This is a genomic window from Aerococcus mictus, assembly GCF_003286595.3.
GTDB classification, from domain to species: Bacteria; Bacillota; Bacilli; order Lactobacillales; family Aerococcaceae; genus Aerococcus; species Aerococcus mictus.
This window is the reverse complement of record NZ_CP132985.1, coordinates 856,055-877,182: the sequence shown is the minus strand read 5'-3', so window position 1 is coordinate 877,182 and position 21,128 is coordinate 856,055. Positions and strand designations below refer to the sequence as shown.

18 protein-coding genes and 1 riboswitch are annotated in these 21,128 nt (G+C 40.0%); of the genes, 2 read left to right on the top strand and 16 right to left on the bottom strand.

Translation table 11 applies throughout. From position 1 onward, the window contains the following. Nucleotides 1-80 precede the first annotated feature (80 nt). From rpsA to DBT49_RS03990, 5 genes are all read right to left on the bottom strand, one after another. On the bottom strand, nucleotides 81-1,403 hold the full coding sequence (gene rpsA / locus DBT49_RS04010; protein WP_111821178.1) for a 30S ribosomal protein S1: 1,323 nt from the start codon (nucleotides 1,401-1,403) through the stop codon (nucleotides 81-83). 132 nt (nucleotides 1,404-1,535) lie between these two features. Beyond that, a complete protein-coding gene (gene cmk, locus DBT49_RS04005; protein ID WP_111821179.1) occupies nucleotides 1,536-2,210 on the bottom strand; it encodes a (d)CMP kinase in 675 nt (224 codons plus the stop codon). Between the two features lie 31 nt (nucleotides 2,211-2,241). Beyond that, a complete protein-coding gene (locus tag DBT49_RS04000) occupies nucleotides 2,242-2,970 on the bottom strand; it encodes a LysM peptidoglycan-binding domain-containing protein (RefSeq protein WP_013669922.1) in 729 nt (242 codons plus the stop codon). A gap of 78 nt (nucleotides 2,971-3,048) precedes the next feature. After that, entirely contained in the window at nucleotides 3,049-4,527 is a 1,479-nt protein-coding gene (locus tag DBT49_RS03995) for a RecQ family ATP-dependent DNA helicase (protein ID WP_111821181.1), read from the bottom strand. Beyond that, entirely contained in the window at nucleotides 4,521-5,525 is a 1,005-nt protein-coding gene (locus tag DBT49_RS03990) for a helix-turn-helix domain-containing protein (protein WP_181566417.1), read from the bottom strand. Before DBT49_RS03990 ends, DBT49_RS03995 begins: the two co-directional genes overlap by 7 nt. Before the next feature lie 433 nt (nucleotides 5,526-5,958). Between DBT49_RS03990 and DBT49_RS03985 the strand changes: the two genes are divergently transcribed. Continuing rightward, nucleotides 5,959-7,491: a helix-turn-helix domain-containing protein gene (locus tag DBT49_RS03985; protein WP_111821183.1), complete on the top strand. Its 1,533-nt coding sequence runs from the start codon at nucleotides 5,959-5,961 to the stop codon at nucleotides 7,489-7,491. 149 nt (nucleotides 7,492-7,640) lie between these two features. On the opposite strand, the gene DBT49_RS03980 is transcribed toward DBT49_RS03985, so the two are convergent. From DBT49_RS03980 to DBT49_RS03955, 6 genes are all read right to left on the bottom strand, one after another. Beyond that, nucleotides 7,641-8,231 (bottom strand): ECF transporter S component, encoded by a 591-nt coding sequence (locus DBT49_RS03980; RefSeq protein WP_013669995.1) that lies wholly within the window; start codon nucleotides 8,229-8,231, stop codon nucleotides 7,641-7,643. A gap of 108 nt (nucleotides 8,232-8,339) precedes the next feature. Next, a riboswitch (FMN riboswitch) is annotated at nucleotides 8,340-8,458 on the bottom strand. 55 nt (nucleotides 8,459-8,513) lie between these two features. After that, the gene (locus DBT49_RS03975; RefSeq protein ID WP_060778060.1) at nucleotides 8,514-9,236 is read right to left on the bottom strand and encodes a pseudouridine synthase; all 723 of its coding nucleotides are present in this window, start codon (nucleotides 9,234-9,236) and stop codon (nucleotides 8,514-8,516) included. After that, nucleotides 9,236-9,796 (bottom strand): SMC-Scp complex subunit ScpB, encoded by a 561-nt coding sequence (gene scpB / locus DBT49_RS03970; RefSeq protein ID WP_111821184.1) that lies wholly within the window; start codon nucleotides 9,794-9,796, stop codon nucleotides 9,236-9,238. Before scpB ends, DBT49_RS03975 begins: the two co-directional genes overlap by 1 nt. Then, the gene (locus tag DBT49_RS03965; RefSeq protein WP_111821185.1) at nucleotides 9,793-10,563 is read right to left on the bottom strand and encodes a segregation and condensation protein A; all 771 of its coding nucleotides are present in this window, start codon (nucleotides 10,561-10,563) and stop codon (nucleotides 9,793-9,795) included. The genes scpB and DBT49_RS03965 overlap by 4 nt, the downstream gene beginning before the upstream one ends. Next, a complete protein-coding gene (locus DBT49_RS03960) occupies nucleotides 10,560-10,925 on the bottom strand; it encodes a reductase (protein WP_146742936.1) in 366 nt (121 codons plus the stop codon). The genes DBT49_RS03965 and DBT49_RS03960 overlap by 4 nt, the downstream gene beginning before the upstream one ends. Before the next feature lie 168 nt (nucleotides 10,926-11,093). Then, nucleotides 11,094-11,825, bottom strand: coding sequence for an NAD-dependent protein deacylase (locus DBT49_RS03955; protein WP_064293257.1), 732 nt, complete (start codon nucleotides 11,823-11,825; stop codon nucleotides 11,094-11,096). A gap of 134 nt (nucleotides 11,826-11,959) precedes the next feature. On the opposite strand from DBT49_RS03955, the gene DBT49_RS03950 reads away from it, so the two are divergent. Then, nucleotides 11,960-12,766, top strand: a complete 807-nt coding sequence (locus tag DBT49_RS03950; RefSeq protein WP_111821187.1) for an FxLYD domain-containing protein — start codon at nucleotides 11,960-11,962, stop codon at nucleotides 12,764-12,766. A 118-nt stretch (nucleotides 12,767-12,884) separates the two neighbouring features. On the opposite strand, the gene xerD is transcribed toward DBT49_RS03950, so the two are convergent. The 5 genes from xerD to DBT49_RS03925 all read right to left on the bottom strand — a co-directional run bounded on the left by xerD (nucleotide 12,885) and on the right by DBT49_RS03925 (nucleotide 21,054). Next, entirely contained in the window at nucleotides 12,885-13,778 is an 894-nt protein-coding gene (gene xerD / locus DBT49_RS03945) for a site-specific tyrosine recombinase XerD (protein ID WP_111821694.1), read from the bottom strand. A 10-nt stretch (nucleotides 13,779-13,788) separates the two neighbouring features. Beyond that, entirely contained in the window at nucleotides 13,789-14,658 is an 870-nt protein-coding gene (locus DBT49_RS03940) for a CvfB family protein (RefSeq protein ID WP_111821188.1), read from the bottom strand. A gap of 137 nt (nucleotides 14,659-14,795) precedes the next feature. Further along, the gene (pyk, locus tag DBT49_RS03935; protein ID WP_013668589.1) at nucleotides 14,796-16,583 is read right to left on the bottom strand and encodes a pyruvate kinase; all 1,788 of its coding nucleotides are present in this window, start codon (nucleotides 16,581-16,583) and stop codon (nucleotides 14,796-14,798) included. Between the two features lie 20 nt (nucleotides 16,584-16,603). Further along, a complete protein-coding gene (gene pfkA / locus DBT49_RS03930) occupies nucleotides 16,604-17,590 on the bottom strand; it encodes a 6-phosphofructokinase (protein ID WP_111872449.1) in 987 nt (328 codons plus the stop codon). A gap of 89 nt (nucleotides 17,591-17,679) precedes the next feature. Further along, nucleotides 17,680-21,054 carry a DNA polymerase III subunit alpha gene (locus DBT49_RS03925; protein WP_111821190.1) on the bottom strand — a complete coding sequence of 1,125 codons (3,375 nt, stop codon included), beginning with the start codon at nucleotides 21,052-21,054 and terminating at the stop codon, nucleotides 17,680-17,682. Between the last annotated feature and the right edge of the window lie 74 nt (nucleotides 21,055-21,128).

The following is a 21,128-nucleotide window of genomic DNA, read 5'->3' as shown; positions in this document are numbered from 1 at the left end:
CTCCTTCTAGGCGAATAAATATTCCAATCGGATTAAACAAAAATAGGGCCGGGATAGCTCCCAGCCCTTATTAATCTTTACTAATCTTCTGAAGAATCGTCAAGATTTAAGTCTTTTAGTTGGTCACCTAAAAGATCAGCGAATGAGAAGCCTGTGTCTTCGTCATTGCTACTTTGAGATGCTTGTGAACGTTTTGCTTGAGCCGGTTTGTTACGACGGTTATTTGCTTGGCTCTTACGTTCGCGACGTGGAGCTCTTTGTTCGTCTTTGTCAGACTCAGAACGTTCTGGAGCTTCTTCAAGCGCTTTGATTGATAAAGATAGACGGTGTTCTTCTGGATTTACATCAAGCACTTTGACTTTAATATCTTGGCCTTCTTCAAGTTTATCCGAAGGATGGTTGACATGTTCATGAGAAATTTGTGAAATGTGAACTAAACCTTCAACGCCAGGGAAGACTTCTACGAAAGCACCAAAGTCTACGATTCGACGTACCACACCATCAAGTTCAGCGCCTTTAGGAGCTTTTTCTTCAATATCTTCCCAAGGACTTGGAGTAGCTGCCTTAGTAGATAAGGAGATACGATCACGGTCTTCATCGATTGACAAGATCTTCACCTTAACAGTTTGGCCAACTTCTAATTCATCAGAAGGATGGTTAACATGGTGGTGAGCAATTTGTGAAATGTGAACTAAACCATCGATACCACCTAAGTCAACAAAAGCACCAAAGTTAGCTAAGCGAGCGACAGTTCCTTCAACAACTTCGCCTTCTTCAAATTTTGCTAATTTTTCGGCACGTTCAGCTTCAGCTTGTTCACGAGCAATTTCTTTATGGGAAAGAATTAAACGGTTTTCTTGAGGATTAATTTCCACAATTTTCACTTCTAATTCTTTGCCTTTATATGGTGTGAAGTCACGTACAAAGTGGTCTTCAACCATAGAAGCTGGGATGAAACCACGAACGCCAGCATCAACCACTAAACCGCCCTTAACAACTTTTGTTACTGGAACAGTAATGGTTTCTTCATTTTCAGCTTTTTCTTCTAATTCTTTCCAAACTTTCTTTTGTTCTAAACGACGACGAGAAAGTAAGAAAGTTCCGTTTTCTTTATCTTTAATGTGTTTTACAACCACTAATTCGAGAGTATCACCAACATTAGCGATTTCAGTGACATCGTCAACATGGGAAGATGACAATTCACGGAAAGGTACGACCCCTTCAACACCAGCGCCTTCAATACCAACAATTAATTGATTGTTTTCATCAATGGTTAATACTTCTCCTGTTACCGTATCACCAATTTTCACTTCTTTTGTTTCTGCAAGCATATCCTCCATAGAAGGCATTTCTTCATTTGCCTCTACTTCGTTATTTGCTTGTTGTTCAAACTCATTTGTCATAAACTTATATCCTCTCCTGTAAATAAAAGTACTAACCATCGACACTTTGGTCAATGAATACCCTTCGATTATAACATGTTAATTTAAATAAGACAAATTTCTTAAAGCTTTTTTTAGATTTATCTTATTTATTTATTCTTTTTCCTCAATTAGACTCAATATCTTTTCTTCAACCTGGTCTAAATTCAAATCAGAACTATCAATAACAATAGCATCCCCAGCTGCTTTTAAGGGGCTATTTTCACGATGGGCATCGTAGTAATCACGAGCTTCAATTGCCTCAGTTAATTCTTCAATTGTTTGTTCAGATAGTCCTTTAGCCTGATTTTCTAAGAATCGTCTCTTCGCTCTAACTGCTGCTGAAGCGGTGAGGAAAATCTTAAGATCGGCATCAGGCAATACCACGGTTCCAATATCACGACCATCCATCACTAAGCCAGTATGGTTTCTAGCCCAACTTTGTTGTCGTTCAACCATAGCCTGGCGAACTCGGTCGATCGCAGAATAAGCAGAAACCGCTTGGGTAACATGGTCTTGACGGATTGCCTTAGTCACATCCCGTCCATTAAGGAAGATCTTTTGGCCTTCAGAGTCCGTCTCAAATTGAATATCGATGCTTTCTAATAGGCCATTAAGTGCTGGTGAGTTTTCAGCTTCAATCTGTCCTTTTAAGGCCAAAAGAGTTACACAGCGGTACATGGCACCCGTATCCAAGTAAACATAGTTTAAACGTTCAGCCAATCGTTTAGCGATGGTACTCTTTCCCGAAGAAGCGGGGCCGTCAATAGCAATGTTAATTTTTTTCATTTTCTATTCCTCAATTACTCAACCTTAGCGCCTATTGGTAGACCCGAAGAACCGTACCCGGTGCGATCGGTGAATTGGCATGTAAGCCGTTTAATTCCAGTAATTGATTCAGAGTCATTCCATGGTTAACCGCTATCCGATAAAGGTTATCTCCAGCAGAAACTTGATAACTTCCTACATTTTGATTTTGATTGGTATTTTGTTGATTTTGGTTTCGACTCGCTTGTTGACGGGATTGCTCTTGGGCAGCTGCTTGTTGTTGGGATTGTTGAACGGCTTGGGATTGTTCAGCTGCTTGACGGGCTTCCTGGGCAGCTTGTTGAGAAGCTTGAGCCGCTTGTTGGCTTTCTTCTTGTTTTTTACTTTCTTCTGCTTGTTTTGATTCCTCCGCCTTCTTGCTTTCTTCTTCGGCTTGTTTTTGGGAATCATTTTCAGACTTAGACACCATCACTTGGTCCACATTCATGCTTTCTGGTTGTTTTTGTTGGTTGCCGTAAATAATATAGGCTGCATAAGGAATCAAAATAAACAAGAGTCCTAGAGCAATCAAGACCTTGACCGTTGGGGATACACCCTTTTCCTTTTTATTTCTGGAAGACCGTGAATATTGACGGTTCTTCAAATTTTCGTACTCATCGGCCGAACTCGTCTCTGGTCCTGCTTCAACTTCCTCTTCTAAGTTAGCATTTTCTTCCTCAACTGCTGGCTCTTCTTTTTTCCATTTATTTTTAAACTGATTCCAATTGTCCTTGAATGCCATGATTATTCCTCCTTTATTACTAGAAAATTGTAGCATTTATTAGGCAAAATGTCAGTATTTTCCTTAGTTAAACCATTCCTAACTAGGAAATAAGGCATTAAGTCGCGCCCGCCAATCCTTCAACACTTTTTCTTTGGGGTTCACCAAGCGCTTAGGGGCCAAGGTCAGATATTCCTTAAAAGTTGCCGTATCTTCAAAATCAGCCTGACAATGCGAGCAACAAAAGCGATTAGTACTTATCCTTTCCTTGGAAAAATGACTTAGCAAGTAACGACGATAACAGCTATTTAAGGTGAGGTATTGAATCATTTGTTCGATTTCATTTTTCTTTATTTTTTGATAGTTTTGAAAGTCCTTCTGAATCTGCTCCTTATCCTGCGGTGAATAATTATAGTAAAAATAAGTGATTAAATTTTGGATTTGCTCCTCAAGTGCTAAGAAAGTCTGACTTTGCAAAAAATCAGCCCGCTGATAAGCCTGATTTAATCCTTGATAAAAAGGCGAAGCTTGAGCGTCAATTTGCTCTTTAAAATAATTTAAACGGCTAATTTCTTGGAGATTAGAATAAAGTAATACCAAAGCTTCTTGGCCGTCACGACCACATCGGCCACTCTCTTGCAGATAGTCAGCTAATGATTGCGGAGCATGATAGTGAATAACAAAACGTACATTGGCCTGGTTAATCCCCATGCCAAAAGCAGATGTGGCTAAAATCGCGTCAAGATGTCCCTTTTGAAATTGCTCTTGGACTTGCAAGCGCTCCTCACTAGTCTTGTCAGCATGGTAGCTGGCGAGCTTTAGCTGGCTGCTCGCTTTTAAATCTTGGTAAAGTTCTTCCAACTCCATTTTATTGTGGACATAAATGATTCCCGGCTTCGGTAAGGTCTCAAGCAAGGAATTAAGATGGTGAAATTTGTCCTTTTCATTAAGCTTCAATTGACCATAGAACAAATTAGGGCGGTCCAAGGGGCATTGGACTCGCTGATAGCTTTCCCAATCACTAAACAAATGCTGGGCAATATCTGCTAGTGTATTTTGACTAGCACTACCGCTCAGGGCTAGGGTTAAAGGATGATTTAAGGCTTGGCGAAATTGTCTGAGAGCACTGTACTCCGGGCGAAAATCATAGCCCCATTGAGAAATACAGTGCGCTTCATCAATGACCATCAGTTTGATAGCAATTTGCCTTAAGCGCCGTAAGACTGCGGGTTGGGAAAGCATTTCTGGTGACATAATAATAAATTGAAAGTCATGGAGATGATGAAGTAACCAGTTTTTTTCTTGTTTACTTAATTGACTAGTTATTGCCACACTTGCTTTAAAACCTAATGCCTGCAGCTGACTAACTTGGTCTTCCATCAATGCCAACAAAGGGGAGATAAGCAAAATGGGACCGGGATTTAAATACTGGTAGATCTGATAAATCAATGACTTGCCGCCAGCAGTGGGTAAAATACCAATCGTGTTTTCTCGCTTCTGTAAGTGGAGTAAAATTTCCTTTTGCCCAGGGCGAAAAGACTGGTAACCAAAGTGAGTCGCTAAGAGATCTTCTAACATCTTATTTGCTCCTTTCTGGCCTCTTTCACTTGCATCATTTGATAATAACGGTAAAGCCAATAAGGCGCTTTAGGAAAAGCTTTCTGAAAACTTTCAAAGTGATTATAAGCAAGCGACCAATCAATCTTCTTTAAATCTGCGCCGAACAAGTCACTGGCTTCCTGGGCTAAAACTTCTGGACGAGAAAGCATAATGTCCACATAATGATCAGCTATGGTAGAAACTTTTAAATGGCGGTTTTTAGCAATTTTTTCTAATGAATAGCCCTGTTTAATATAATGATAGCTCACATTAGCAGAATCTGACCAAGGAGGATATGGGGCAATAAAGCTTTCAAAAAAGCTTTTTAAGAGGGGGTAAGCATCCGCTGATAGAACTGTGATCATGAGGCGATCAATTAAACTACTATAGTACAAATGGCATTGGTCTAAAGTAAAATGATAACGACTTGCTAATTCATCATAAGTCAGCGCTGGCAGATCAACATAACCGATCCGTGCCAATAACATATCGGCTTGCTCCAGTGGCCAAGCAGCTAAAATTGCTTCTAATTCCTGCCCTAGTATAGTCGCTAACTCCTTTTTACGATACTTTTTTTGCGTCCAAGCAAAGAAGCACTTGATCTGGTATTGAATTTGAGCACTTTGTGTAAGGGGTTGGTAGCTTTTTTCACCATGGCTAGCATTAGCTAGAGCTTGAAAGAATAAGAGTAGACTAGTCTGTATAGCCTGGTGGTTAGCTTTTGGAAATAGCCCCTGCCGGTATTTTAGACCAGCCAGTAAAGTTTGCATATCAGTCTCTGGCTCATGATCAAACTGGCCTAACTTTTTCCAGCTTAACTTGGATAATTGAGGACATAAGTTAAATAAGAATAAGAGCTGGTGACTATAGGCGTAGAACAAGCTAGAGGGTGTGCGTTTACCAATAAGAATCTGATAAAGTGTATTTTGATTCAAGTCTGCTGTGCCTTTCTTGACTTCAGCTAAGAGTTCTAACATCTTTTCCCCCCTCATTGTCTATTTTCACATTCATTATAGCGAAGACCTACGGAAAAGGAAAAAGAAGAGGCAGATGAAAGGCTAATCGAAATAAAGCCTATTAATTTTATCTATTTAACTCACCATTACTGATCAATACGACTTTGTAATTCTTACTAAGTCTGATCTCAATAATTTAGCCTTTATTTAATTTTTGGGATAGCTATCCCAAGGATTGTATATTAAAAATCAAATTCTTATGTTTTAATGTAATAAGACTATTTGTTTTTACGCATCAAGACTGCATGTGTATCATAACTGTTTTTCTAAAAAGCAAGCCCACTATTTAAAAAGACATTTACTATCAACATGATTGAGATTAAAAACAAAAAGGACGACTGGATAATTTTCCAAGTCGTCTTTAATTTTTCTTACAGAAGGGAGTAATATTTAAATGGATACATCAACAGACCAAACAATGGCCAAGCTACTGAGTAAATTAGACCAGCGGCGCTTAAATATTATCAAATACCTCATTAGCAGTGACCAAGAAATGGTGGCCATCAAAGAATTAAAGAACCATTTTAATTGTTCATCACAGACAATAATTTCTGACTTAAAGCAACTCATTTTAATTTTTCCTGACAAACTACAGTTTGAAATGAAATATAAATACATCAAATTAGTTGCTTCTACCCCGCCTCAGGTTAATGCGTTTTATCCTTACTTTTTTAGCAATAGTATTTATTTCATTTTAATACGGACCATTTTCAGTCAAAAAATTTACTATATTTCTTATATGTGCGAAAAGTTATTCGTTAGTCGGTCTACTCTTTATCGCATCATTGATTCCATTAACCAATTTTTTACCAGTTATTATCCAAGTCTCAGTCTCACCATGAACCCCTTTACTATTGAGGGTCCCGAACGTGAGGTAAGGAAATTTTATTACGATTTTTTTGAATTTGGTTACCAGTTAACCCAATGGCCTTTTAATGAGGTGAGTCATCAGGACATTAACAAAATCTCCCTCTACTTAAGGCACTCCATGCCTAGCCTAGGACTTTATAGTAGTCACCCCTTGTTCCCCATTATTCTTGCCATCAATTTAATTCGTTATAAGCATAAAGACCTGGTCCAAGACAGTTACTTACCAAGGGACCTATCGAGCTTACAAGAATCCTTAACCGCCACAAAGGCCCAATTTACTATCTTTGATATCGAGTATCGCTTAAAGGTATCCATCAATTCTGAAGCTGTCCGTCAACTCTTAGTCGGTCTAGCACCACACACCACTTACTTATCTATCCAAGCCTTACAGGAAGAAATTCGTTCTTCAAATGATCATTCTCAAGCCGTCGCTAACTTCTTTAAAGAATTGGATCAATTAACGACCAGCCAGCAATTAAGTCCTTTAGACCAAGATAAGAAGGATTTGTTGCTTTTATTACTCTATAATTGCTGCCAGGATAAGCTCGATTTAAAAGAAAATGAAAATTATTCTAAGATGCAGTTGACTGCTTTAGAAATCAGTAATTTAAAGGAAAAATGGGAACTCATCCTTCCCGGCTTTAACGCCCGTCTACAGCCAATTCTAGAAAGTTTTCAATCCTATTTCAGTAAAGGACTAATGGCCGAACGTACGGCTATTATGTTTTCTTATGTCTATTCATTTTATCCCTTAACTATCAATCATTTTTATAAGGACTATAAACGCCTAAATATCGCGGTTTATACCGGTCGTTCTTACAGTACTGGAGAAATCTGTGGAAAACTCCACCTGTTTTTTGGCTCATTAATTGAGGTCACCCCCATCACAGATACTTACTTTATGGAAGACCTAGACCATTCAAGGATTGATATTTTATTAACCACCTACCCCTTATTTAATCTTAAGGGCATAACCATTCATACAATAAAGGATGATCTAACGACTGAAGATTTAGGTTGGATTTACCAAATGATTAACCAACTCAAATTTTCTTAAAGTCCAGGAAGAAGAATGCCATCTTAACAACACGAAACATATAAAAACACCAGCTTAAGGAGCCAAGCAAGTATTAGCTTCTCATTAAGCTGGTGTCTTTTTTATTTCAATAGCAAGGGATTTACCTAGCGAATAATAACTGCCCTGAACTAAACTAAACGCCGCTTAGCCACAGGTAAGGCAGCCGATAAAACAATAAAGTTAGCTATCGAAATAATCAGACCCTTGAGTAAATTAAAGGGAACTATGCCATAAAGAATATATTCCTGCATGTTAGGAATTTCGAAATTCATCACAGCCATATAGAAGGGAGTAATGACATAGTAGTTAGCTAAAGAAAGGACAAACGTCATTAACACGCTACCGATTGCAAAAGCAAAGCAGACTTTGACATAGTACTTAGCCGTTTCAACTTGTTTGCTCAAACGAAGATCATAATTACGTAAAATATAGTAAATTGGCAAGCAATAAGAAAGAGTAGCTATGAAAGAAGCCATATCTCCGATTGGGTAACCCGCATTACCACCTGTTTGCATATAGTGTAAAAAGTTCCGTACAAAAGCAGCCCCTGCACCACTCCATGGTCCAAACAAAAAGGTGGTAAATAGGATCGGTACATCAGAAAAATCGACCTTTAAGAAAGGTATAGCAGGCAATATCGGAAAAGAAAACATCATAAGGATAAAGGCAATAGCCCCCATAACTGCGGTAACGATTAACTGACGTGTACTTGTTTTCATAACAATTTCCCCTTTCTTCTTCTCAGTCAGGGTTAATTGTTATTTCTTGAAAATAAAAAATTCCTTTCACCGAAAGTCTTCAATGAAAAGAATTAATTAGTAAGTATTTACTATCTTCTCCCATTCTGACTTTACAGTCGGTACTAGAATTTCACTAGTTCTATCAGCTCACTGATTCGCGGACTATCACCGCCGATCGGGAATCTAACCCTGCCCCGAAGATTTCATTTATTTAATTTTACAAATAAATTATAACCCCATTATAGGAGAAATGCAAGCGTTTTATTTTTGTAAGGCATATTGTTTTAAACGCTCAACTTCAGCTTTTAATAATGGCCGGTATTCACCCACTCCTAGACCTTCAGTCGTTAAAAAGCCATAGCGTTCGCGGTTCAAACGTTTTACGGGATGGCCAACTGCTTCAAGCATCTTACGGACTTGACGATTACGTCCTTCATGAATTGTCAACTCAACAGTTGCATTTTCCTTAGCAGCCTTATTTTTCCGAATGCGTGCCCTAGCCTTAGCGGTTTTCTGCCCGTCTATCACTAGACCTTCTTCTAAGCGCTTAAGAGCATCGGGACTAGGATAGCCCTTTACCTTAGCCACGTAGACCTTATCAATTTCGTAACGAGGATGCATTAATAAATTAGCAAATTCCCCATCATTGGTTAAAAGTAAGACTCCAGTCGTATGATAATCTAAACGCCCGATAGGATAAATACGTTGGGGGATCTCTTTAAAATAATCAACCACTACTTTTCTGCCCTTATCATCAGCAACAGAAGAAATGACCCCATCCGGCTTATTAAATAAGTAGTAAACGGGTTCTTCTTTATATATAGGCACCTGGTCAACTTCAACGAGGTCCTTCTTGGTGACCTTAGTGCCGAGTTCAGTAACCACCTGGCCGTTGACCTGCACCCGGCCAGCAAGGATTAATTTTTCGGCGTCACGTCTCGAAGCCACCCCAGCATGGGCAATGACCTTTTGTAATCTTTCCATTATTTATCTCCTTCTTCATCAAATAAGCTCTTATCTTCCTCATCTTCAGGTAAAAGCGATGATATATCAGGGAGGTCAGCTATTGAATTCAATCCAAAATATTGATAAAAATAATTAGTGACTTGGTAAAGAATCGGACGTCCAGGTCCCTCTTTTCGCCCAGCTTCTTCAATCAAGTCATGCAATAAGAGACGTTTAATCATGGCTTGCGATTGAACTCCCCTGATTTCATCAATTTCTAATCGGGTAATTGGGCCTTGGTAGGCAATCACTGCCAAGGTTTCCAAGGCTTGTTGGGACAGCTTCAAAGCAAAAGGACTGACTGCATATTTTTGGATTAAGTCAGCATAGATCTTTTGAGTCAGTAATTGATAGCGCCCCCCTAGACATACTAATTCTAGCCCCCGCTGACTATCAGTTTTTAATTTTTTGTCTAAGTTCCATAAACTATACTGGACCTTTTCTTTAGAAAGATCTAAAAGATTAGCTAGTTCCTCTAGGCTAAGGCCTTCCTCACCAGCAACGAATAATAAACTTTCGCAAGCACCCTCAATGGTCAATCCCCATCATCCTTCTTTTGTATGCTTATATCTGCAGCAATCTGATCTTGCTGGATAAGTAATTTTCCTTGTTTAACTAATTGTAACAGAGCCAGAAAATAAGTCACCACTTTCTCTCTGTTAGGCTGATTCGAACTCAGCAAAGAAAAAAAGGACAAGTGGTCTGACTCTTGGTCCAAGGCTTCTTCGATACTCGTAATCGCCTCATCAATAGTAAAAGTTTCCCCTTTTACAGTTCTTTCAAGTGGTTGTTCCTGCTTCAAGCGTAAAAACATTTTTTTAAAGGCCGATAAGAGGTCTTCACTGCTTACTTCGTTTTCAGGCAAAGGCACAACGGCTTGTAAATCCGAGAGGTCACTGGCCTCTTTAGAGTAACTCAAAGACCGGTCAGCTTGTTTTTCTTCTAAGATCGCTGAGACAGCCTTATATTGCTTATAAGTTAGTAATTGTTGGACTAAATCGGCACGTGGATCGTCTTCCTCTTCTTTTTCCATGGATTTTTTGGGTAAGAGTAATTTAGTCTTAATTTCAATTAAACTGGCCGCCATAATCAAGTAGTCACTGGCTAGTTCCAAGTCCCTTTTTTGGTGGCGGTGAATCGTTTCTAGGTATTGGTTGGTGATATCAACAATGGGAATATCAAAAATATCAACTTCCATCTGCTTAATTAAGTGCAAAAGCAAATCTAGCGGCCCCTCAAAAGCCGCTAGATCGATGTGTAATTCATCATTAGAAGTTTCAGTGTTTTCTTGCTTAGTTTTATTCATAAACCTTCCCCATCGTGATGAATGATATGTGGCATGGTACGTTGCTCATGTAAGGCCCATCCTTTTAAGATATCAGACATAGCTAGTGAGCCGCTAATGGTATACATAGGAAATTCCTGGGTTAAAGCAGTCAGCATGGCATAGGTAATCTCATTTTGGTCGAAAGAAGGATTAACTGAGCTATAACGTACTAATACTAATTCTTTTTCCTCATCTTGGTCAAAACCAATAATACCGACAATATTATCGGTTTCTTCATCACGCCATAAGTAAAGTTGACGCTTACCTGCTTTTATACGCTTCATTTCTGCCATCAAGTCATCCATAGACTTATAGGCATCTAGATAAGATAACAAACCCATAACTACTTTCTCATAATTTGAAATGTATGGAATTAGCATAACTCACCTAACCTCTCTTAAAGATTCTATGGTTCATAGACTATCACAAACACCCCAAAAAGAAAACACTCACTTTTCTAAGCAAATATCCAATACCATAAAAATAGAAAACTTTTTGAAATCACATTCCTAAATATCTAAAGCCTTAAAGACATTAGTTAAGGAATCCTCAAAGACCAACGTATCTTTTCTATCCACTTGAATCTTTGTTTTATTAATGACTGCTAAATAAGAGCCATTAAAATAATCAATTAAACCAGCGGCAGGATAGACTCTTAAAGAAGTCCCAGCAACGATCATCAAGTCCGCTTGCTCAATGGCTCTAACCGCCCCTAATATCTCTTTTTGATCGAGTGCCTCTTCGTAAAGAACGACATTAGGACGTACGATGGCCTGGTCAAAGCTGCATCGTGGGATCCCTTGCTCATCTTTTTCTAAGTCTTCTGTCCGATAGTGTCGTTTACATTTTAGACAGTAATTATCCCAGACATTGCCATGTAATTCATAGACTTTTTGACTTCCCGCCTCTTGGTGAAGACCGTCGATATTTTGAGTGACAATGGCAACTTCTTTCCCCTTAGCTTCTAAATCAGCTAAATAGCGGTGACAGGCATTGGGTTTAGCATCTGGATAAACTAAATGATCAAAGTAATAGTCAAAAAATATTTGGGGGTATTTCTCAAAGAAAGAATGTGAAATAATTTCTTCTGCACTGACCTGATATCCAGAATCTTGCATAAATAAACCATCCGCAGAACGAAAATCAGGAATGCCACTTGCTGTGGATACTCCTGCTCCTCCAAAGAAGACGATCCGATCACTTTCATAAATCATATTTTTTAAAGTTTCGATCTTATTCATTACCAGCCCTCCTATAGTTCTATTGTATCAAAGTTTAGCATGATCTTCGAATGGCTTTTCCTTTCAATTCTTTTCTATGCCTATTAAAGTAATGATATAATAATATCAACTTAAATGTAGAAAGGACCTATTTAATGAAGCCATTCAAGAAAATCATTGCCTTGGCCTGCCTCTGTGCGACCTTATTCTTTCTAAGTGCTTGCTCTTCGCAAAACAAAACCGATGACCTATTTTTTAGTGATCTCTTTACCACCTGGCAAAAGAAACAGGAAGCAGCTAGCCAAGTAGATAAAAATAGTGACAATGCAGGTAGTCAAGCCCTCATCAATTCCTTCAATACTGAGTGGGAGCAAATGAAAAAGTATCAAGACCAAAGCTTTAAAGATAAAGATTTAGAAAATAAGGTGCAGAACTACTTAAATGAATTAAAAGCTTGTGTGGATGCTTTGAACCAAGAGCCGGCTACCATCGATAGTCAGACTGCTTTTAATGATCATTACCGGAAGCGAATTGATATCCTGAAAGACTTATCCCAAGATTCACGCTTTATCATTCAAGCAGAAGCTTTGGAAGAAATTGACGCAGATAAAAATTCCAAAGCCCTTGAAGATGCTAAAGAAAATCTTGACTTCCGTAAAGCAACCTATTCTCAACTTGAAGAGGATTTAAATAATTTACAGTTCACTGTTGACCAAGCGGCAAGTACTGACCAAAGCATTGTCATGACGGGGACATTAACTAACCATGCCAAAGCTGACTTGGTGAATTTGGGGATAACCTTTAAATTTGTCGATGCTGACCAAAAAGAGTTAGCTTCTGATACATGGAAGACTGACCGGCTCAAACAAGGTGAAAGTCAAACTGTAACCATTAAGAATACCGCTCCTCAAGCAGCTCACATTCAAATCGAATTGAATGACGGCCTGTCTATTGAAAAATAATATCAATCTAAGAGGATAAATAAATGCTGATAAGGTCTGTTTCGGATACTTAGCGAAGACATCTTAAAAGAGTCATCACTACAGAAAGAGGTTGGAACATAACTTCCAACCTCTTTTTCTATGCTCTCGGAAAAGTTTTTTTATAAATTTCGCGCATATGTTGCGAATGGATGTGGGTATAAATTTGCGTGGTAGAAATGTCAGCGTGACCCAGGAGTTCTTGAACCACTCTTAAGTCTGCCCCATTTTCCAATAAGTGGGTTGCAAATGAGTGCCGCAAGGTATGGGGGCTGACTTCTTTTCTTATCCCAGCAGCTTGGATATATTGCTTGAGCTTCTTCCAAACCCCTTGCCGACTAAGGGGACGTCCGTGATGGTTCAAATAAATCATCCCTTGAGATTGATCATTTTCTCCCAAGAGTTTGAGGCGGCTCTCTTTGAGATAAGTCTGTAGCCAATCTTTGGCCACTTCTCCAAGAGGAATGATGCGCTCCTTGTTGCCCTTACCAACCGTTTGGAGAAAGCCGAGATCTTCGTGAAAATCACTGATTTTTAAATGGACCAATTCGCTTACCCGCAGCCCACTCGCGTAAAGTAACTCTAATAAACTACGATCACGCAAGCCAAGAGTCGAATTGACGTCCGGCATTTCTAACAAACGATCAACTTCTTCAACACTTAGCACTTGAGGGAGCTGCTGCTTCTTCTTAGGCAAGGAGATATTTTCCACTGGGTTCTCTTCAATCACTGAGTCTAAAATCAAATATTTAAAGAAGTGACGTAGGGTCGATAAATATTGACTCATGGTTGAGACTGCCCGACCCTTTTGGTTTAACTTTTCCAGCTGTTGGATAATATCCTGGCGTTTGACGGCTTGAATATCCTCTATCCCCGCTTCAGACAAAATCATTTGAAATTGATTTAAAACATTATGGTAAGTTTTAATGGTATTTTCCGAAAGGCCTTGTTCTACCCGTAAAGCAATTAAAAAATCCTCAATCAAATCATTGATAGTCAAAAAATCACTTATCCTTTAAAGTTATCCCATCTTCATTTTGTTCAATTCGCTGAGTTTTCATCAGGTGGCCCAAGGCACGTTTAAATTGAGCCTTGGAAATATTAAAGGCTGATCGAATCGCATCGGGGTCACTCTTGTCGTTATAAGGCAAAAAGCCCTCAGGAGTCCGTTTTAAGACTTGATAAATCATTTCGGCATCATCATTGATAACTTCGAAAGCACGTGGCTTTAGGGATAAGTTCAGATTCCCATTTTGTCCGATACCAATAACCCGAGCTTCCACCTCTTCTCCTAGGCGAGGCTCTACTTCCCATTCACTGGGGTGGATAAAAGCCAAGTAGTAATCCTCTGTGATTAAGTGGCTCCCATTCAATTTACACTGGTAGACCCGGGCTTTTTTGACTTGATTAATCCAACGCTTTTCATTTCCCTTAACTTTACTGGTTAAAGACTGGACAACCACAGAATCGGCAAGATTAGCCCATTGCCGGTCCTTACGATCTACGGATAATTTCACATAAAGCTTATCGCCCTTTTTAGGCCAAAGCCCTGTTTCACTAGGTAACTCATCCATAGACAAGACCATATCCTTATCTGGAAGGCCAATATCTAAAAAGACACCTAGATCATGGCGAACTTGGGTGACCTCAGCCCAGCCATAGGTATTTTGTCGACTCTTGGGAAAATCTAGAGTCGCTTTGGCTTGGTTTTTTTGATTAGTATAGATAAACACTGGGATTTCTTGTCCAATATTCAGCGATTTTATCTTATCACTGGGGTTTAATTCAAAGGTCTTCCCCTCGAACTGGACATAATAATTCTTTGCATTATAGTCACTCACTCTAGCAGAGACTACACTAGCTAGTTCTTTCATTTACTGGTCTCCTTCATATCGATTTCTTTAAGTATAGCATAGACGCGGCCCTCCCCAAATGGATTGCCAGAAGGCCTATGAGGAAAAATAAAAAAGCCAGTACCTTATAATAGGCACTGACTTCGTCTCGTTCAGGCTTAGATAGTCGTTGTGGCACCATCATAAACCATACCGCGACGTGCATCCAAGGTAATCAATTGGCCTTCTTCAAGAATGTTCGTCGCATCTTTAGCATTAACGATGACCGGTGTTCCGGTATTGACACTCATTACAGCAGCATGGCTAGTTAGGGTGGCATTTTCTACAATAACAGCCCCTGCCTTCTTAATGGCTTCATTATAGCGTTCATCAGTTGTAGAAACCACTAAGATGTTATCATGGTTAGCTTTTTCAATGGCTTCTTCTGGGCTTTGAGCTTTAACCACGTGTCCAATGACTGATTGATTTCCTAGCCCTTGAGCTTCAATCAAACGTTCACCGATCATTTGAATCTTCATCAAGTTGGTGGTCCCTGTTTCCCCAACCGGTACACCAGCTGTAATAAGGATAAGGTCGCCATCTTTAGCGTAGTCTTCTTCTTTAGCAATTTGGGTGGCAAGTAAGGTCATTTCATCGGTAGATGCTGGTTTTTCAATGACCATTGGAACCACACCACGGCTAAGTAATAACTTATGCGCACGACTTTCAGAGAAGGTAAGCGCTAAGATCATGGCATTAGGACGGTACTTAGAAATTAAACGAGCAGTATGACCTGAATTTGTTGCAGCAACGATGGTTTGAATATTCAAATTGCGAGCTGTATGGGCAACAGATTGAGCAATGGCTTCAGAAACATCACTGTTTTGATATTCTTTAAGGGCTTGTTGGGCTTGACCACGTAATTCGCTTTCACGTTCAGTAGTCATAGCGATACGGGTCATGGTCTTAACGGCTTCAAGTGGGTAGTCACCAGCAGCTGTTTCACCGGATAACATAATCGCATCGGTACCGTCTAGAATGGCATTAGCAACGTCAGAAGCTTCAGCCCGGGTTGGACGTGGGTTACGTTGCATAGAATCTAACATTTGGGTAGCAGTAATAACTGGTTTACCAGCCGCATTACACTTACGGATTAATTCTTTTTGAACAACTGGCACCATTTCAGTTGGAATTTCTACCCCTAGGTCACCACGGGCAACCATTAAACCATCAGAAACTTGCAAAATCCCGTCAATATTATCTACCCCTTCTTGGGTTTCAATTTTAGGGATAATTTGAACTGTTTCGTTCCCGGTTTCTTCTAAAATTTCGCGAATCTCTAAAACATCTTCTGGCTTACGAACAAAGGAAGCAGCGATAATGTCAATTCCATTTTCTAGGCCAAAACGAATGTCGGCTTCATCTTTTTCAGTGATACCAGGTAGGGATACGGAAACGCCAGGAATATTAACCCCCTTCTTGTCTTTGATTAAACCACTATTTTCCACAACAGTGGTAACAATTCCCTTATCAAAGTCAATGTCAGTAACACGTAAATCGACTAAACCATCATCAATGAGAATATGAGAATCAACATGAACATCATTAATTAATTGAGGGTAAGTGACTGAAATCATGTCTTGGGTTCCTTCAACTTCAGTCATAGAAATTTTAACGGTTTTACCCTTTTCTAAGAAAACCGGAGCATGGTCCTTCATGTTATGGGTACGAATTTCAGGACCCTTGGTATCTAGCATAACTGCAATCCGTTTTCCAGCTTCACGTTCCACTTGGCGAATCGCTTTGATGCGGGCTAAGTGTTCATCGTGGTCACCGTGAGAAAAGTTCATCCGGGCAACGTCCATACCTGCTTTAGCCAGTTCGACTAGGGTTTCTGGATCTTCTGAAGCAGGTCCAATCGTACATACAACTTTGGTTTTCTTTAATAATTTCATATCAAATGGCATTTCATTTTCTCCTTTTATTTTTAAGACCAAACTGAGGTTTCTTGGTTAAGATCATAGAGATATTTATTGAGCGTATTACGTTTTTGACGGTCGTCTTTTTTCTCTAGGGCATTTTCAATGTCGGTATAGACAATTTTATTATCTACAATCCCCATACATACTCCAGATTGACCGTTAGCTAAAGCTTCAACAGCTGCATGTCCTAAAGAAGTTGCTAACATACGGTCTTTAGCGCTTGGTGATCCTCCACGTTGAACGTGTCCTAATACGGTAGTCCGAATGTGGTAATTTCCATATTCATCCAGTAAATCAGCAAATTTATAGCCTGGCATAACGCCTTCAGCTAAAACAATGAGGGTATGCTTCTTACCCTTTTCACGTCCTTGATTAATTTGGTCAACGACCTCTTGGATATCAAAATTAATTTCTGGAATAATCACTTGGTCAGCACCACATCCAATGCCAGACCATAAGGCGATATCTCCGGCATGCCGCCCCATTACTTCAACCACAAAAGTCCGCATGTGGCTTTTGGCGGTATCTCTTAACTTATCCAAAGCTTCTAGGGCAGTGTTGCATGCCGTATCAAAACCGATGGTAAAGTCAGTACCAGGAATATCATTATCGATTGTTCCAGGAATACCAACCGTTGGGAAGCCACGTCGTGACAAGGCCAAAGCCCCTTGATAGGACCCGTCTCCGCCAATGACAACCAAGCCGTCAATTTCATGACGTTTTAATTGTTCTATGGCTTTGAGTTGGCCTTCTTCCTCTGCAAATTCAGGGTAGCGGGCTGTAAACAGAATCGTTCCGCCACGCGAAGATAGGGTGGAAACATCAGCAGCAGTCATTTGGAAAATATCTCCATCTGCTAAGCCACGGAATCCATAACGTACCCCATAAGCTTCGTTACCATCAAAAATGATCTTACGTACGATTGCGCGGATCGCAGCATTCATGCCAGGAGCATCGCCACCGCTTGTTAAGACCGCAATTTTTTTTGCCATATAAATCTTATCCTTTCTTTTCCCTTCACGTCATATAATATCATGTTTCTAAGCTGATTACTAAGGGTTTTCCTATTAAAACGATTTCATTAATAAAGAACATTCTCAGAGCCGTAAATTTTTCTTAATTCTTGAATGACTTCGGGGCGGGCTTGAACAGCAAAGCGCTCACCCAATTGATATTTTTTCTGTTCTTTGGCCATGGTGAAAGTTAATTTAACCCTGCCGTGATACTTGTTGATAAGAGCAAGGAGGTCTGCTTTTTTCTCACTAGCCACCTGGCTACTTGCCACGCGAATGTTTATTGTTTGAATCGAGTTCAGCCGTTTCCTTTCCAATTCAGTGAGCAACTGATGATTTAAGGGTTGACACTGGTCTAAAACCACTTGCAAGCCTTGTTTCCTGGTCTGAGTCTTGCCTTGGACAAGGACTTGCTGGCCTTCCCTTATGTAGGCAGCAAAATCAATATAAGCTTTAGGAAAAGCAATCACCTCAACTTCACTATGCTCATCACGCAAAGTTAAGAAAGCCATGGGCTGGTTCTTTTTCGTTTGAATTCTTTTCACCTTGACAATTTCTCCAATAATCGTCACCTGACTTTTATCGCTTAACTTATTGATGGGTTGAATTTGACCATTTTGGTAGTAAGGACGATAGTCACTATATAATTCGACGCTAATGGACTGACCCAGGGTTTCTTGCTCCCCCTCCAAAAGAAGACGATCATCATACTCATTCAATTGCTTAATTTCAGGAGCATAAAGCTCGCGATTCTCCTGATTGAACAAGGAAAGTTGCTGGTTGTTGCTTCCGCCAAATAAGTTCACCGCTTCTAGTAACTTTGGCAAAGCCTCTTCTATTAAGGTGCGGCGATTATATCCAAAGCTGTCCAAAGCTCCCGCAAGCGCCAATTTTTCCAGATTGTCAGCCTTTAAATAGTTTTTTGGCAGGCGTTGAATAAAGTCTCCCAATGACCGATACTGCCCCCCATTGAGCCGTTCCTGGACAATGGCTGTGGTAAAGTTTCGCATCAAGCCACGAATATCAGTAAGACCGAGTAAAATATGCTGGTCATCAACTACCTGCATGGTTGTATATGACCGGTTGACATCGGGGAGTTGGAGCTTAACTTGGCAAAGACTAGCCTCATAAGTTAATTGCTGACCCTTAGTCTCATAAATCTTATGTTGCAAGAGATTTCCATAGTAAAAGGCGGCCGGATAGTGAACCTTTAGCCAGGCCATCTCATAAGCTAAATAGGAATAAGCATAAGCATGTGACTTGTTAAAGCCATAATCAGCAAAAGCTTCAATGTAGGCATAAATTTTTTGGGCAACGCTTTGGCTGTAGCCCTTAGCAACAGCTTGGCGAATAAATTTCGCCTGTAAGCGGTCCATGGTTGCCTTATCTTTCTTACTGATCGTCCGTCGTAAGATATCAGCTTCTCCCAAAGAAAATCCAGCAATTTTTTGGGCAACTTGCATGACTTGTTCCTGGTAGACAATAATGCCATAAGTTTCCTTCAAGATACCTTCTAAGTCCGGATGGGGGTAAGTAATCGGCTCCTTACCATGTTTACGATTGACAAAGTGATTAATTTGTTGCATGGGCCCTGGCCGGTAGAGAGCATTTACTGCCGCAAGGTCCGCCATTGAACTTGGCTTCACTCGCCTCAAGACACGGCGAATCCCATTAGATTCAAATTGAAAGACACCCAAGGTATTGGCTTGACTAAAGACACGATAGACCAATTGATCATTACGAGGAAAGTCTATAGGACGTAAGCGACTTTTGCTGATTTTTTCTGCTGCTCTGACACTATTGGCTAAAATCGTTAAGTTACTTAAACTCAAAAAGTCAATTTTTAATAAACCAATCCGCTCAATTTCATGCATGGTGTATTGGGACTGGTGAATGGAATGGTTAAGGGCAGCCTGTAAGGGGATAAAATCGGTCAAATCTTGGTCACTGAGAATAACCCCTGCCGCATGGGTAGAGACGTGGCGAGGCAAGCCTTCAATCTTTTTAGCGGTCTGAAACCAGAGCTGGCCATCCTCCTCTGCTGCTATATATTGTTGGAGTTGGCTGGAACTTTGATAAGCTTCTTCAAGAGTCTGATTTTGCGAGCTAATGGTATTGGCCCAACGGCTCATGGTCGCTTGACTCTTATTAAAAGCATTACCGACGTCCCTGATGGCCTTCCGGGCAGCAAAGGTGCCAAAGGTAGAAATTTGAGCCACGTGGTCACTACCATATTTGTGATAGACATAATTCAAAATATCCTGGCGCTTATCATCAGGAAAGTCCAAATCAATATCCGGCATCGACTGGCGTTCAGGATTAAGAAAACGCTCAAAAAGTAAATGATTTCTTATAGGGTCTACATCGGTAATAAAAAGACAATAAGCTACCAAGGAACCCGCAGCAGATCCTCGACCTGGTCCGGTCATAATATGCTTCTTATGAGCATAATCCATCACGTCCCAAACAATGAGAAAATAATCATTGAAGCCCATTTGATCAATAATGGAAAGTTCGTAATCCAAGCGCTCTCGGTAGCTTTGCTTATTACCCACCCGCTTAGACAGACCTTGATAGGCTAAATCTTTGAGAAATTCCTTACTACTTTGCCCTGATTCAATGGGATACTTGGGCAAAAGCGCTTGGTCAAACTGAATGTCTAAATGAACCCCATCAAAAGCCTCTGACACTTGGTCAAAAGCCTTAGCTAGTCCCTTGTTTTGGTAGGATTCTTGATAAGACGCTAGACTCCTTAGAAAAAACTGCCCTTCTGCCCCTGCTTTTTCTCGATAATTATCTAGGGGCTGATTGACTTCAATAGCAGCTAATACTTCCTGGGTAAAGACATCATTTTTTGACAAATAAGCCAACTTTGACTGGGCGATCAAGGGAATCTGACTTTTCTTAGCCAAGTCTTCCAAGGCTTCTTGATGGTAGAGATAAGATTCATCAACCCCCATATATAAGTCAGAAGCCTTGAAGATTTCCCGTAATTTATCTAAGAAGGCAGCGGCCTCTTCTTCACGCTGTTGCTTGAGAAAACGCATATGTGGGCCATTATTAGCTTCTAAAATAGTGATCCAATTGCGGTGGTTGTTAAAGATAAAGTCTCTAACCGCCTGATAATCAATGGGCTCTTGGCTTTTAATTAAGGAACTTAAGCGCATAAGAGAGCGGTAGCCTTGATCATTTTTAGCATAAATCAGCCACTCCTCTTGGTCACGCTGGTCAGGACGTTGAATTGAAACGGTCATTCCAATTAAGGGATTGATGTCATAATGCTTGCAATAATTATAAAAATCAATTACCCCATACATCACATTGACATCACTTATCGCTAAGTTTTGATAGTCTAAGGCTTTGGCCGCTTCGACATAATCCTTTACCGGCATGGGACTCTTTAAAAGCGTATAGGATGTATTCACATTTAAGGGTGTAAACACGATAGACCAACTCCTTTTAACATGATAAAAACCATCAGTTTAGCCAGCTTATTTACATATAGTCACCGCTTACT